13 protein-coding genes are annotated in these 14,185 nt (G+C 70.3%); 6 read left to right on the forward strand and 7 right to left on the reverse strand.

Going from position 1 to position 14,185, the window contains the following annotated elements:
* The first annotated feature begins 73 nt into the window (after positions 1 to 73).
* Entirely contained in the window at positions 74 to 487 is a 414-nt protein-coding gene (locus tag KZC52_RS12420; RefSeq protein ID WP_247624353.1) for an MmcQ/YjbR family DNA-binding protein, read from the forward strand.
* A 94-nt stretch (positions 488 to 581) separates the two neighbouring features.
* Here KZC52_RS12420 and KZC52_RS12425 read toward each other — a convergent pair whose 3' ends face one another.
* Positions 582 to 1,169 carry a hypothetical protein gene (locus KZC52_RS12425; RefSeq protein WP_247624354.1) on the reverse strand — a complete coding sequence of 196 codons (588 nt, stop codon included), beginning with the start codon at positions 1,167 to 1,169 and terminating at the stop codon, positions 582 to 584.
* A gap of 121 nt (positions 1,170 to 1,290) precedes the next feature.
* Here KZC52_RS12425 and KZC52_RS12430 point away from each other — a divergent pair, with 121 nt between their 5' ends.
* Positions 1,291 to 2,505: a glycosyltransferase gene (locus KZC52_RS12430; RefSeq protein WP_247624355.1), complete on the forward strand. Its 1,215-nt coding sequence runs from the start codon at positions 1,291 to 1,293 to the stop codon at positions 2,503 to 2,505.
* 5 nt (positions 2,506 to 2,510) lie between these two features.
* Complete coding sequence (locus KZC52_RS12435; protein ID WP_247624759.1) at positions 2,511 to 3,743, forward strand: glycosyltransferase; 1,233 nt, start codon at positions 2,511 to 2,513, stop codon at positions 3,741 to 3,743.
* Positions 3,744 to 3,825: 82 nt separating this feature from the next.
* On the opposite strand, the gene KZC52_RS12440 is transcribed toward KZC52_RS12435, so the two are convergent.
* On the reverse strand, positions 3,826 to 4,494 hold the full coding sequence (locus KZC52_RS12440) for a hypothetical protein (RefSeq protein WP_247624356.1): 669 nt from the start codon (positions 4,492 to 4,494) through the stop codon (positions 3,826 to 3,828).
* Positions 4,495 to 4,560: 66 nt separating this feature from the next.
* Positions 4,561 to 4,722: a hypothetical protein gene (locus KZC52_RS12445; protein WP_247624357.1), complete on the reverse strand. Its 162-nt coding sequence runs from the start codon at positions 4,720 to 4,722 to the stop codon at positions 4,561 to 4,563.
* Positions 4,723 to 4,807: 85 nt separating this feature from the next.
* On the opposite strand from KZC52_RS12445, the gene KZC52_RS12450 reads away from it, so the two are divergent.
* Positions 4,808 to 5,779, forward strand: coding sequence for a GlxA family transcriptional regulator (locus KZC52_RS12450; RefSeq protein WP_247624358.1), 972 nt, complete (start codon positions 4,808 to 4,810; stop codon positions 5,777 to 5,779).
* Between the two features lie 176 nt (positions 5,780 to 5,955).
* On the opposite strand, the gene KZC52_RS12455 is transcribed toward KZC52_RS12450, so the two are convergent.
* Positions 5,956 to 6,963, reverse strand: coding sequence for a LacI family DNA-binding transcriptional regulator (locus KZC52_RS12455; RefSeq protein ID WP_247624359.1), 1,008 nt, complete (start codon positions 6,961 to 6,963; stop codon positions 5,956 to 5,958).
* Positions 6,964 to 7,089: 126 nt separating this feature from the next.
* Positions 7,090 to 7,791: an NRDE family protein gene (locus KZC52_RS12460; RefSeq protein ID WP_247624360.1), complete on the reverse strand. Its 702-nt coding sequence runs from the start codon at positions 7,789 to 7,791 to the stop codon at positions 7,090 to 7,092.
* 453 nt (positions 7,792 to 8,244) lie between these two features.
* Here KZC52_RS12460 and coaBC point away from each other — a divergent pair, with 453 nt between their 5' ends.
* Together coaBC and KZC52_RS12470 are read left to right on the forward strand one after the other, a co-directional pair.
* Positions 8,245 to 9,459, forward strand: a complete 1,215-nt coding sequence (coaBC, locus tag KZC52_RS12465) for a bifunctional phosphopantothenoylcysteine decarboxylase/phosphopantothenate--cysteine ligase CoaBC (RefSeq protein WP_247624361.1) — start codon at positions 8,245 to 8,247, stop codon at positions 9,457 to 9,459.
* A 100-nt stretch (positions 9,460 to 9,559) separates the two neighbouring features.
* On the forward strand, positions 9,560 to 11,773 hold the full coding sequence (locus tag KZC52_RS12470) for an ATP-dependent Clp protease ATP-binding subunit (RefSeq protein WP_247624362.1): 2,214 nt from the start codon (positions 9,560 to 9,562) through the stop codon (positions 11,771 to 11,773).
* A 136-nt stretch (positions 11,774 to 11,909) separates the two neighbouring features.
* On the opposite strand, the gene KZC52_RS12475 is transcribed toward KZC52_RS12470, so the two are convergent.
* Positions 11,910 to 13,421, reverse strand: a complete 1,512-nt coding sequence (locus tag KZC52_RS12475; RefSeq protein WP_247624363.1) for an APC family permease — start codon at positions 13,419 to 13,421, stop codon at positions 11,910 to 11,912.
* A gap of 151 nt (positions 13,422 to 13,572) precedes the next feature.
* Positions 13,573 to 14,160, reverse strand: coding sequence for a nitroreductase family protein (locus tag KZC52_RS12480; protein ID WP_247624364.1), 588 nt, complete (start codon positions 14,158 to 14,160; stop codon positions 13,573 to 13,575).
* Between the last annotated feature and the right edge of the window lie 25 nt (positions 14,161 to 14,185).

Genomic DNA, 14,185 nt, shown 5'->3' on the forward strand with positions numbered 1-14,185 from the left:
GCGGCGTGTGCTGACCCCTCGCGGCACGGGAATCGGGCTTTCGGGCCCGCCGCTGCGGTGGCACGATGGCGCCATGGCCACCGTCGACGATGTCCGCGCGATCGCGCTCGCACTCCCCGGCGCGCTGGAGAGAGTGGGCGGGCATACCGGCGAGCCCGCGTGGCGCGTGTCGTCCGGCCAGTTCGCGTGGATGCGCGGTCCCCGCGCCACCGATCTCGCCCAGCTCGCCGCCCTCGACCGCGCCTGGCCCGACGGCGACGTGCTCGGGGTGCGCGTCGACGGCCTCGACGAGAAGGAGGCGTTGCTCGCGGCCGAGCCCATGGCGCTCTTCACCATCCCGCACTTCGACGGCTATCCCGCCGTGCTCGTGCGCCTCGACAGGATCGACGGTGAGCGTCTGGCCGAACTGATCGCGGATGCCTGGCTCACCCGCGCGCCCGCCCGCATCGCCCGCGCGTGGCTGGCCGAGCGCGGCCTGGAGGCCTGACGCGGCGAGGCACCACTTTCGCCGCGGGACACCACGGGAGACGTGATGTCTCGCGACCGAAGTGGTGTCTCGGCGAGGAGGCGACCAGCTCGCGTCAGGCAGGCGGCAACCGCAGCACGTCGGGGGACTCGCCGCCGGTGAGGTCGTCGGCGATGCGGATGCTGCGCGCCAGATCGTCGAGTGCACCGTCGAGGGTGCCGAAGCGCTCGCGCTCGCTGCAGATCGCGGTGAGGGTGACGAGGTGCGTCCCCGTATCCCATGTGTAGGTCGTGAACGGCGGGGCGCTCGGCGACGGCGGCATCGCGACGACGAGCTTCTCGCCCGCGCCGAGGGCCGTGCGGAACGAGACCGTGTCGTCGTACTCCATCGGCATCGACGCCCGCGCGATGCGCACCTCGGGGGTGAGTTCCTGCGTCGTCGCCATCGCGACGACCAGCTCGGGGTCGGCCTTCCACGTCCACACCAGCACGCGCCCGTCGGCGCGCTTCATGAGCATGGGGGCGGCCTGGCTCATCATCCACGCGCCGAGGCGCGACCCCGGACGCTCGGTCGCGCCGAGGGCCGCGTTCGCCTGGCCCAGCAGCATCCGGATGGCCGCCTTGCGGTGGCGTCGGCCCTTCCAGCCCAGCGAGTCGGTCACGGGGATCCACAGCGAGGGGTCGGCATCCGCAGTCAGGCGCATGTCTCCACGGTAGACGGTGTTGCCGGGAGGATGCCGGTGGGCCTCGAAGCCCCGCCCAGGGGCCTCGGGTAGAGTTGCCAGCGCCCTCCGGGGCACCCCTGGCCGCGAACCGTAAGGCAGCATGTCTGTTTCTCCCACCGACCCGACCAGCGCACCCGACACCGGGGAGCGACCGCTGCGCATCCTGATCGGCGCCGACACGTTCGCGCCCGACATCAACGGCGCCGCCCGCTTCGCCGAGCGTCTGGCCGCCGGTCTCGTGCAGCGCGGCCACGACGTGCACGTCTCGGCTCCGAACCAGGCGTACCGCCGCTCGAAGCCGCACATCGAGATCATCGAGGGCGAGCGCATGACCCTGCACCGGCTGCCGTCGGTGCGCTGGGCGCCGCACGACTGGCTGCGCTTCGTGTGGCCGTGGCGTTCGAAGCACTGGGCGCGCACCGTGCTCGACCGGGTCAACCCCGATGTCGTGCACATCCAGTCGCACATCGTGATCGGTCGTGGCCTCGCCCGCATCGCGCGCCAGCGCGGCATCCCCGTGATCGCCACGAACCACGTCATGGCCGAGAACATCCTCGAGCACACGACGATGCCGGATGCCGTCAACCGCTTCATCACGAAGCACGCGTGGGCCGACGCCAAGCGCACCTTCGACATGACGCGGGCGGTCACCACGCCCACCCGCCGGGCCGCCGACTTCCTCGAGAGCACGGTCGCGGTGCAGAACGTGATCCCGGTGAGCTGCGGCATCGATCGCTCGCAGTACACCCCGGTGATCGCCCCGCGCGAGAAGAACCGGATCGTGTTCGTCGGGCGTCTCACTGCCGAGAAGCAGATCGACGTCATCCTGCAGGCCATGACCAAGCTCGACCCGGCGCTCGACACCACCTTCGACATCGTCGGCGGAGGCGACCAGCGCAAGCAGCTCGAGAACCTCGCGAACCAGCTCGGCCTCGGCGACCGGGTCACCTTCCACGGCCGCACCTCCGACGACGAGCTGCGGATGCTGCTCTCGCGGGCGAGCCTGTTCGTGATCGCCTCGATCGCCGAACTGCAGTCGATCGCGACGATGGAGGCCATGGCCTCGGCGCTGCCGATCGTCGCTGCGGATGCCGTCGCCCTGCCGCACCTCGTGCACCACGGCGAGAACGGCTACCTGTTCGAGCCCGGCGACGCCGACGCGCTCGCCGCGCGCCTGACCGACGTGCTGACCGCCGAGCCGGCCGAGTACGCGCGCATGCAGCAGGCGTCGCTCGACGGCGTCGCGATCCACGACATCAATCGCACCCTCGACACCTTCGAGGCGCTGTACCGCGACGCCCCTCTGCCCGAGTGACGCGCATGCACGTCGTGTTCTTCGGCGACCAGCACCTCGACTCGCTCGGTGGGGCGCAGGTCTCGATGCGACTGCAGCGGGAGTTCCTCGAACGAGCCGGGCACACGGTCACCGTCGTCGCGCCGCGCATGCACGGGGCGCGGGCGGCGGCCGGGGCGACGGATGCCGCGTACCTCGACCTGCCCTCGATGCCGATCACGCTCGACCGCGAGTACTCGATGACCTGGCCGGGGCGTGCGACCGACCGCTTCCTCGACCGTGCCATGACCACGCGTCCGCCCGTCGATCTCGTGCACGTGCAGGCCGATTTCTGGGGCGCGTTCATCGGTCACCGCTATGCGCAGCGCCACGGCATCCCGGTCGTGCACACGATGCACAATCGCGTCGATGTCGGGATCGCCGCCGTCACCCCGTTGCACCGCCCGGTGCTCGGGGCATTGAACCTGTGGCGCCGCGCGGCGCTGCGCGGGATCGGTCGGCCGGTCGGCGGCGGCGACGGCTGGGCGTTCCTGCGCGGGCTCGCGGCCGGGGCATCCGCCGTCACCGCCCCCTCGACGCACTTCGCCCGCCGCCTCGAGCAGCACGACGTGTTCGATGCGGTCGACGTGATCTGGAACGGCATCGACGACGACGTGCGCGCCGCCGCGCTCGCAGACCGCGCGCATTCGGTTGCTGAGCCTGTCGAAGCACGGATGCCGGGACGTCCGCGGTTCGTGTGGCTCGGCCGCATGAGCCCCGAGAAGCGGCTGCTGCCGTTCCTCGAGGCGTGGAACGCGGCGGGAATCGATGCCGACCTCGAGATCATCGGCGGAGGAGGGCAGCGTGCGGCGGCCGAGAAGCTCGTCGCCGGACGCCCGGGCGTGCGTTTCGCCGGGCGCCTCACCTATCCGCAGACCCTCGCCCGCATCGCCGCGGCCGACGCGCTCGTGCAGACGTCGATCGGCTTCGAGACGCAGGGCATGACCCCGTTCGAGGCCGCGACGCTCGGCACGCCCTCGATCATCAGCGACCCCGACATCGCCGCCGAGCTCGGGGGCGGGTTCTGGGCGGTGGCCGACGCCGACGGTGCGGAGCCGACGCGCGTCGCGGCGCTCGCCGAGACGCTGCGGGTCGCGGCATCCGATATCTCCGCCGGCACGGCACCCACCCCGCTGCCCGCGGTGGCCGAGGCGTTCCGCCAGTCGTCGCGCACCGCCGCGATGATCGAGGTCTACGAGCGCGTGCTCGCCGAGGACTGATTCGCCGAAACACCACTTCGGCCCCGGGGCATCACGTCAGGCGTGGTGTCTCGGGGCCGAAATGGTGTCTCGACGCGCGCGCTTACAGGAACGCGTAGAACAGGCTGGAGATCCAGCCGAGGATGATGCCCAGCAGCTGCACGCCGCCGACGCCGATCGCGACACCCGCGAAGACCTGGCCGCCGGGGCGCCGCACCGCGATGAGTCCGAGCACGAGGGCAGCCGCGCTGGCGAGGAACGTGACGACCCCGAACAGCAGGGTGAAGATGCCGTAGCCGCCATCGCCGTAGCCCGAGTAGTAACCGATCGACGACAGCAGGAACGGCTGGATCAGCACCTGCAGCGCGCCGATCGCGGCGACCGCGAGAGCGATGATGAACGCGACGCGCGCGAGGGCGTTCGACGAACCGGCGGCGCGCGCCGGTGCCGGGCTCGCGCCGTATGCGGGCTGCTGCGTGGCGGCGTAGGAGGCCGCGCCCGGGTGCGGGTAGGCGCCCTGCGGGGCGGCCTGACCGTAGGGATGCGCCTGCGGCTGGCCGTATGCCGGTGCCTGCTGCGTGGCCTGCTGCTGCCCGTATGCCGGTGCCTGCTGCGTGGCCTGCTGGCCGTACGGCGGCGCGGCCGGGTACTGCGGGTCGGCGGGAAGAGCGGATGCCGCCGGCGGAGCGCTCGGGAACTGCTGCTGCGGCGGGTTCGTGGCGTTCCCGTTCGGGGGCGTGGGGGGAACGGGAGGCAGCTGCGGGTCGCTCATGGCTCCGAGCGTAGTCGTCCGAGCGGCCCGGCGGGGTGAATGGTTCCGGACGGATGACGCTCGGTGTCAGCGGTAGACGTGGCCGGACTCGGCGCGGCGCAGGGGTTCACGATCGACGACGCGGGTCCAGTCGGTGGGGGTGGCGCGGTATCCGTCGCGGCGCAGTTCGACGACCGTGGCGACGAGAGCCCAGAGGGCGAGGGCGGCGAGGAGGATGAGGAGTACCATGGCAGAAACGCTACGGTCGACGTCGATCCGCCACGAGTGGCAGGATGGACGCATATCGTATGAAATCTGCCATTCGGGAGTGCGCATGAAGACAGTCGCCTGCATCGTCCAGGACGGGTTCGCCCCGTTCGAGTTCGGCCTCGCGTGCGAGGCCTTCGGGCTCGACCGGTCGAACGACGGCGTTCCGAACTTCGACTTCCGCGTCGTCGCCCCGCGTCCCGGCGTCGTGGCCTCCAAGCTCGGCTTCTCGCTGAACGTCGAGCACGACCTCTCCTTCGCCTACGAGGCCGATCTCGTCGTGTTCTGCCCGGTTCCGCGGGAGTACTGGGACCGCATCGATCCGCTGCTGCTCGACGTCGCCCGCGATGCGGTCGCCCGGGGCGCCTGGGTGCTCACGATCTGCAGCGCCTCGTTCATCCTCGGGGCCGCGGGAGTGCTCGACGGTCGTCGCGCCACCACGCACTGGATGTACTCCGAGATCATGGCCTCGATGTACCCGGAGGTCGAGGTCGACCCCGACGTGCTCTTCGTGCAGGACGGTCGCATCATCACCAGCGCCGGCACCGCCGCGGGCATCGACGCGTGCCTCCACCTGCTGCGGCAGGAGCTCGGCGCCGAGCTCACCAACCGCATCGCGCGCCGCATGGTCGTGCCGCCGCAGCGCGACGGCGGGCAGGCGCAGTTCATCGACCGTCCGATCCCGGTCGTGCCGAGCGACTCGCTCGCCGCGGTCGCCGACTGGGCCGTCGAGCATCTGCGCGACGAGCTCGGGGTCGATCAGCTCGCCGCCCGAGCCCTCATGTCGCCGCGCACCTTCGCCCGCCGGTTCAAGGCCGAGTACGGCGCGACTCCGGCGGCCTGGCTCGCGCGCCAGCGCATCATCCACGCCCAGCGGATGCTCGAGCGCACCGACCTCCCGCTCGATCGCATCGCCGACGAGTGCGGGTTCGGCTCGGCGGCCGTGCTGCGTCAGAACTTCGCCCGCGTGCTCGGCCTGACGCCGACCGCCTACCGCGCCCGCTTCTCCTGCGCCGACGACGAGGTGCCGGCCGCCTGAGGTTGCACCCTCGGGAGGAGATCTCGCCTTCGGCAGGATGCATCCGCTGTTCCGGTCCTCCGCAGCGCGTGTTCTCCTGCGCAGCGCGTGCGTGGTGGGGCCCTTCGACAGGCCCAGGGGCCCCGTATTCGATTCTGGGTCGCTGAGCGAGACGAAGGGCCCCGCCAGAGCCCGCGTCAGAGCGCGCGGGTCGTCGACCGCTCGACGAGAGAACACGGCAGCAGCACGTGCGCGGCATCCTGCTCGGGCGAGGCCAGGCGAGAGAGCAGCAGCTCGACCGCGCCGTGCGCCATGTCGAGGATCGGCTGCCGCACCGTCGTGAGGTCGAACGCCTGCCACGACGACATCGCCACGTCGTCGAAGCCGAGGATCGAGACGTCATCGGGCACGGCGACGCCGAGCGCGGTGGCCGCGTTCAGCGCTCCGAAGGCGACGAGGTCGTTGTGGCAGAAGAGCGCGGTGGGCGGCTCGGGCAGCTGCAACAGGCGGGTCGTGGCGTCGAAGGCGCGTGTGTAGTCGAGGTCGGCGACCTCGAGCAGGTCTTCGTCGAAGGAGACACCGGCGGCGGCGAACTCGAGCAGGAAGCCGCGGTGCCGGTCGTTGACGGATGCCGCGCCCAGGGGTCCCGAGATCACGCCGATGCGCCGGTGGCCGAGGTCGAGCAGGTGCCGGGCGGCGATGCGTCCGCCCTCGAAGTTGTCGGGTGAGATGGAATCGGATGCCGGGGCGGCGCCCGGGCCCATCGTGACCGAGGGCACGCCGAGCGAGACGATGCGCCCCTCGTCGTCGGGGGAGAGCAGCGTGGTGGTGAGGATGACGCCGTCGACGTTGGTCTCCCAGAGCGTGCGGGCGAGATCTTCGGTGGTGTCGGCGCGCCCCGAGAGGATGAGCGTGCGGTAGCCGGCGTGGTTGAGCTCGCCGCTGATGGTGTGCAGCAGTTCGGCGTAGTAGCTGTTGCGCGGGTCACCGAGCACGACGCCGATCGTCTGCGTGCGGCTGGTGACGAGGCTGCGGGCGCTGAGGTTGGGGCGGTAGCCGAGCTTCTCGATCGCCGCCTCGACCTTGGCGCGGATGTCGTCGGACACCCCTTCGCGCCCGTTGACGATGCGCGAGACCGTGGTCTGCGAGACTCCGGCCGCTTTGGCGACATCGATGCTCGTGACACCGCGGGACTTCGGCGGCATGGGATCTCCTCTGGGCGTGCCGGGACTCCCATGCTAGACGGCGCGGGGCGAGGATGACTACGCAACCCTCGGTGCGGCCCCCTCCCCCGCCGCGCGAACGCGGCCCGGAATGTCGCCGAACGCCGGTCAGGCGTGCCAATGCGCGGGCGAGGGCAGGGTGTGATCGCGCACGTCCACGCCCGACGGCGCGACGGATGCCGTGGCGTACAGCAGCGACTGCGTGGGATAGCCGTGCGGGCGGTTGTCGCGGATGATCGCGCGGTCGTCTTCGGGGGAGAGTTCAGCACTCTCGGCGAGGAGGGCGGTCCACTCGGCCACCCAGTCCGCGCTCTCGGCGGCCGGAGCGAGCGCGCGGAACCGCGGCAGCCAGGTACGGATGCGCGGGGTGACCGCGTCGTCGAGATCGTCGTGGGCGATCATGTGGGTGCCGGCGGCGACGGGCGTGGTGCGCAGCTCGGCGCCGTCCCACGAGAGCACCCGCGCTCCCTCGGGTCCGACCTCGAGCAGGTTGAAGCCGTGCATCGGCAGAGGGCCCTCGGGTGAGCGGCCCGCGACCGACTCGAGGGCGAGCGATCCGCGCGAGACGGCGCGGTCATCGGGCAGCTCCTGCACGTCGGCGCGGTTGAGCAGCACGGCGAGGCGTCGGCGCTGCGGGTCGACCGCGAGCCAGGCGCCGCCCGCACGACGGTCGCGGATGCCGATCACGCCCGGGTACTGCTCGGGCCACCACGGCCCCAGGGCGTCCCACTCGCGCTGCGGGTCTTCGTCACGCACCGCCAGCAGTCTCACCGACGCGGCATCCTCGACATCAATCACGACCGTGCACACACTCTCGATCCTATGCGCGCCCGTGGGCGGAGTTCTCCCCGTTGGGCGGACTTTTCGGGGCGAAGCATCCGCCCCACGCGGAGTTCTCCGCCCGTTGGGGAGGAGAACTCTCGCTTCGCAGGATCGGGAGGGCGGATGCCTCCTGCGGAAGGCGTGTTCTCCTCCGCTGCGGGCCCTTCGTCTCGCTCCGCTCGCTCAGGGGCGCCGCTCGCTCACGACCAGAGTCTCGGCTCCTGAGCGAGGAGCGCAGCGACGAGACGAAGGCGTCCGGGCGGAGTTCTCGTCGTTGGGCGGACTTTTCGGGGCGAAGCATCCGCCCCACGCGGAGTTCTCCGCCCGTTGGGGAGGAGAACTCTCGCTCCGCAGGATCGGAAGGGCGGATGCTTCCTGCAGAAGGCGTGTTCTCCTCCGCTGGCGCCCCGCACCCCCGGATGCTGCGGCAGAATCGAAAGCGTGAACATCGTCGTCGGAGTCACGGGCGGCATCGCCGCGTACAAGACGGTGCACCTCGTGCGCCTCCTCATCAAGGCCGGTCATGACGTGACCGTCGTGCCCACCGAAGACGCGCTGCGCTTCGTCGGCACCCCCACGTGGGAGGCGATCAGCCGGCATCCCGTCACGACGAGCGTGCACGACGACGTCGCCCGCGTACGTCACGTCGCTCTGGGGCAGGCCGCCGAGCTCGTGATCGTCGCGCCGGCCACCGCGAACACGATCGCGTCGATGACGGCCGGGCTGGCGAGCGACCTGCTCGGCACGACGCTGCTCGCCACCGAGGCTCCCGTGCTGATCGCGCCCGCCATGCACGCCGAGATGTGGCGGCATCCGGCGACGCAGTCGAACATCGCGATCCTCCGCGAGCGAGGAGTGCACCTGGTGGGTCCCGCCGACGGCGAGTTGGCCGGCGGAGACAGCGGGCCGGGGCGGATGTCGGAGCCGGAGGAGATCTTCGCCGCGGCCCAGGCGCTGCTCGCTCCCGGCGATCTCGCGGGCCTTCGTGTCGCCGTCTCGGCGGGCGGCACCCGGGAGCCGATCGACCCCGTGCGCTTCCTCGGCAACCGTTCGAGCGGACGTCAGGGCACCGCGCTCGCCGCGGAGGCCGCCGCCCGCGGTGCCGAGGTCACCCTCGTCGCCGCGCACATCGATGCCGCGATCCTGGCGTCGGCGCGGCATCCGTCGGTCGCGATCGTTCGCGTCGGAACGGCGGCCGAACTCGGAAGCGCGATGAAGGATGCCGCGGCATCGGCGGACGTCGTGATCATGGCAGCCGCGGTCGCCGACTACCGACCCGCGCGCGCCGCTGACCACAAGCTCACGAAGGAGGAGGGCGTGCTCGATCGCGTCGACCTCGTCGAGAACGAGGACGTCGTGGCCGCGCTCGCCGCTCGTCGCGCCGAAGGCCGCGCCCCCGAGGGGCAGACGATCGTGGCGTTCGCCGCCGAGACGCTGACGGATGCCGAGCAGCGCCGTGAGCGCGCTCGCCGCAAGCGCGAGCGCAAGGGCGTCGACCTGCTGGCCGTGAACCTCGCGGATGCCGAGAACGGCTTCGAGCGCACCGACAACGCGGTCGAGATCATCGGTGAGGGCGGAGCGGTCGTGGCCGAGGCATCCGGGACCAAGCGCGAGGTCGCGGGCGCGATCTGGGATGCGGTGCGGATGCTGCGCTGATGAGGGCATTGTCGATGGGGTGCCGTCCTGCTAAACTTGAGTCAATACAACTCAACTTTTGAGTACTCATCGACCAGAAGGAGTCTCCCAGGAGGGACAGATGACCACCCCGCAGACCGGTTCCCAGAACGACCAGCAGTCCGCGCTCGAGCAGTTCGGGATCAACCTCACCGACCGCGCCCGTCAGGGCAAGCTCGACCCCGTGATCGGCCGCGACAGCGAGATCCGCCGCGTGAGCCAGGTGCTCACCCGCCGCACCAAGAACAATCCGGTGCTCATCGGCGAGCCCGGCGTCGGCAAGACCGCCGTCGTCGAGGGCCTCGCCCAGCGCATCGTCGCGGGTGACGTCGCCGAGTCCCTCAAGGACAAGGAGCTGATCACGCTCGACATCTCGGCGCTCGTCGCCGGCGCGATGTACCGCGGGCAGTTCGAGGAGCGGCTGAAGCAGGTCCTCAAGGAGATCACCGAGTCCGACGGGCAGATCATCACGTTCATCGACGAGCTGCACGTGCTCATGGGCGCGGGCGGCGGGGAGGGCTCGGTCGCGGCATCCAACATGCTCAAGCCGATGCTCGCCCGGGGAGAGCTGCGCCTCATCGGCGCCACCACGCTCAACGAGTACCGCGAGTTCATCGAGAAGGATGCCGCGCTCGAGCGCCGCTTCCAGCAGGTCTACGTCGGTGAGCCGACCGTCGAAGACACGATCGCCATCCTCCGTGGGCTCAAGGAGCGCTACGAGGCGCACCACAAGGTCGCCATCTCCGATGGTGCGCTCGTGGCGGCGGCATCCCTGTCGAACCGGTACCTGCCCGCGCGGCAGCTGCCCGACAAGGCGATCGACCTGATCGACGAGGCCGCCTCGCGGCTGCGCATGGAGATCGACTCGGCCCCGGTCGAGATCGACGAGCTGCGCCGCCACGTCGACCGTCTCAAGCTCGAAGAGCTCGCGCTCAAGAAGGAGAAGGACCCGGCATCGAAGGAGCGCCTCGCGACTCTCCGCGCCGACCTCGCCACCGAGCAGGCCAAGCTCGGCGAGCTGCAGGCCCGGTGGGAGCGCGAACGCGCGTCGCTCAACCGCGTCGGCGACCTGAAGACGCGCCTGGATGCCGCCCGCAGCGACGCCGAGCGCGCGCAGCGCGAGGGCAACCTCGAGCGCGCCTCCCGGCTGCTCTACGCCGAGATCCCGGCGCTCGAGCGCGAGGTCATGGAGGCCGAGCGGTCGGAGTCCGTCGACTCCGACGGCGAGCGGCGCATGGTCAACGAGCAGGTCACCGATGAAGACATCGCCGGCGTCATCGCGGCGTGGACCGGCATCCCCGTCGGTCGCCTGCTGCAGGGCGAGACCGAGAAGCTGCTGCACCTCGAGTCCGAGCTGGGCAAGCGCCTGATCGGACAGAAGGATGCCGTCAAGGCCGTGTCGGATGCCGTGCGCCGCTCGCGCGCGGGCATCAGCGATCCCGGTCGCCCCACCGGTTCGTTCCTGTTCCTCGGGCCGACCGGTGTCGGAAAGACCGAACTCGCGAAGGCGCTCGCCCAGTTCCTCTTCGACGACGAGCACGCCATGGTGCGCATCGACATGTCGGAGTACGGCGAGAAGCACTCCGTCTCGCGTCTCGTCGGAGCCCCTCCCGGGTACGTCGGCTACGAGCAGGGCGGTCAGCTGACCGAGGCCGTGCGTCGTCGCCCGTACAGCGTGATCCTGCTCGACGAGGTCGAGAAGGCGCACCCCGAGGTGTTCGACGTGCTGCTGCAGGTGCTCGACGACGGCCGCCTCACCGACGGGCAGGGCCGCACGGTCGACTTCTCGAACGTGATCCTGATCCTCACGTCGAACATCGGCTCGCCGATCCTCATCGACCCGGTCCTCTCGGTCGAGCAGAAGCGCGAGCAGGTGATGGCGCTCGTGCAGCAGGCGTTCCGGCCCGAGTTCCTCAACCGTCTCGACGACATCGTGATGTTCCAGGCGCTCAGCGAAGACGACCTCGCGCAGATCGTGGAGCTGTCGATCGATCAGCTGCACACGCGGTTGCACGATCGCCGGCTCACCCTCGCGGTCACGCCCGACGCGCGATCGTGGCTCGCCGAGCGCGGGTACGACCCGGTGTTCGGTGCGCGCCCGCTGCGCCGCCTCATCCAGAGCGAGGTGCAGAACAAGCTGGCGACCGCGCTGCTCTCGGGCGGCGTGCGCGACGGCGACACGGTGCGCGTCGACGTCGCGGCCGACGGCACGGGTCTCGTGCTCACGGCCGAGGCCCCGGCATCCGTTCCCGACGACGATGACGACGTGATCGAGGCCGAGCTCCTCGACGACTGAGCGGCGGTGGCTGCGACGCTTCGACAGGCTCAGCGACCCAACCACTGGGTTCCGTATCCAGCACTGGGTCCCTGAGCCTGTCGAAGGGCCCGCCCGAAGGACTGGGTCCCTGAGCCTGTCGAAGGGCCTGCCCGCGCTACTTCAGCCGTTCGCTGCGGATGCCGCCCAGAGCGTCCTTCTCGAGCCCCTGCCCGATGATCGAGTGCCGTCGCGAGTAGGCGAAGTAGATGATCATGCCGATCGCGAGCCAGATCGCGAATCGCACCCAGGTCTCGGTGCTGAGGTGGAGCATCAGCCAGAAGCAGGCGAGCGCCGAGATCCACGGCAGCCACGGCGAGAGCGGAACCATGAACGGACGCTCGAGGTCGGGGCGGGTCTTGCGCAGGATCGGCACCCCGATGCTCACGAGGACGAACGCCGACAGCGTGCCGATGTTGATCATGTCGCCGAGCACCTGCACGTCGAAGAATCCGGCGATGATCGCGATGATCACCCCGACGATCAGCTGGATGCGGATCGGGGTGCCGCGCTTCTTGTCGGTGACGCTGAGGGCGCGGGGCAGCAGGCCGTCGCGGCTCATCGCGAACACCACGCGCGCGAGGCCCATGAGCAGCACCATCACGACCGTGGTCAGGCCGACCAGACTGCCGATCGCGATGACCTGCGCCGCCCAGGTCGCGCCGACGAGTTCGAAGGCGCTCGACAGCGACGGTTCGTCGAGCTTCGCGAGCTCGGTGTACGAGACCATTCCGGTGATGACGATCGCGACGAGCACGTAGAGCACGGTCACGATGATGAGGCCCAGGATGATGCCGCGGGGAACCGTGCGCTTCGGGTCCTTGGTCTCCTCGGCGCTGGTGGCGACGACGTCGAAACCGATGAACGCGAAGAACACCAGTGCGGCGCCCGAGAGGATGCCGAACACGCCGTACATCGTCGGGTCGGAGCCGGTCATGAACGAGAACAGCGACTGGGTCCAGGCGCTCTCCGATGCCACGCCCTCCTGCGCCGGGGGAACGAACGGCGAGTAGTTCGCGCCGTTCACGAAGAAGAGTCCGACGACGATCACGAACAGCACGATCGCGACCTTGATGACCGTGAAGACGCTGTTGACGCGGCTCGACAGGCGCGTGCCGAGTGCGAGCAGCAGGGTGAAGATCGCGACGATGACGACGGGACCCCAGTCGAAGCTGACGCCGCCGAGCTGCACCGACATCGGGATGTCGAGGTCGAACAGCGAGACGGTGTCACCGAGGTACACGCCCCAGTACTTCGCGATGACGGCCGAGGCCATGAGCATCTCGAGGATGAGGTCCCAGCCGATGATCCAGGCGAGGAACTCGCCGAGCGTCGAGTACGTGAACGTGTACGCGGAGCCGGCGACCGGGATCGACGACGCGAACTCGGCGTAGCAGAGGATCGCGAGGCCGCACACGGCGGCGGCGATGATGAACGAGATGATGACGGCCGGGCCGGCATGACGGGCGGATGCCTCGGCTCCGACCGAGAAGATGCCGGCGCCGACCGCGACGGCGACGCCCATGACCGCGAGGTCCCAGACGCCGAGCGAGCGTTTGAGGGAGCGTTTCTCGTCGTGCGTCTCCGCCATCGACTGCTCGACCGACTTCACTCTGCGCTGAATCGCCATGCCGACGATTGTAGGTCGCGGTCGTCGCGCTGCACCCCTTACGAAACAGAACGCTCCCGTCGCACTTCCTGTCGGAATGACCGGGTCAGACCGACAGGAAGTGCGACGGGAGCGAAGGATTCCGAGCGGATGCCGGAACGGAGGGGTGGGATCAGGCGCTGAGGATGACCGTCTCGGCGATCGGGCGGCGCACGCGCGGTGCGGTCTCGCGCTGCTGCAGCACCTCGGGGAGGGCGGTCACGTCGCCGAACTCGCCGACGGCGAAGACCGTGACGGCCGAGAAACGGGGCTCGAGGTCGGCGAACTCGCGCACGGCCTCCGGGTCGAATCCGCTCATCTGGTGCACGAGGAGTCCCTCGTGGTGAGCCTGCACCGAGAAGTGCGCGACAGCCTGGCCGAGGTCGTAGAGGGCGTGGGTGATCGGCGTGCCGTCTTCGGTGGCGGTCTCGGCGACGGCGACGACGAGGACGGCGGCGTTCACGGCCCAGGCCTGGTTGAAGCCGACGAGCGCGTCGACGACCTGTGCGTGCAGGGCCGTTCCGCGGCGGGCGACGATGAAGCGCCACGGCTGCGAGTTGTTGGCCGAGGGCGTCCAGCGGGCGGCTTCGAGGGAGGCGGCCAGCTTGGCCTCGTCGATCGCGTTCTCGGCGTCGAAGGCGCGGGGGCTCCAGCGCTCGGCGAGCACCTCGAGGACGGGGTGCTCGGTGGGTGCGGTGCGGACGAGGGTGGGAATGCTCACGGTGATGCCTTTCAGACGGGGTGCC

Source organism: Microbacterium galbinum (genome assembly GCF_023091225.1).
Classification (GTDB): Bacteria; Actinomycetota; Actinomycetes; order Actinomycetales; family Microbacteriaceae; genus Microbacterium; species Microbacterium galbinum.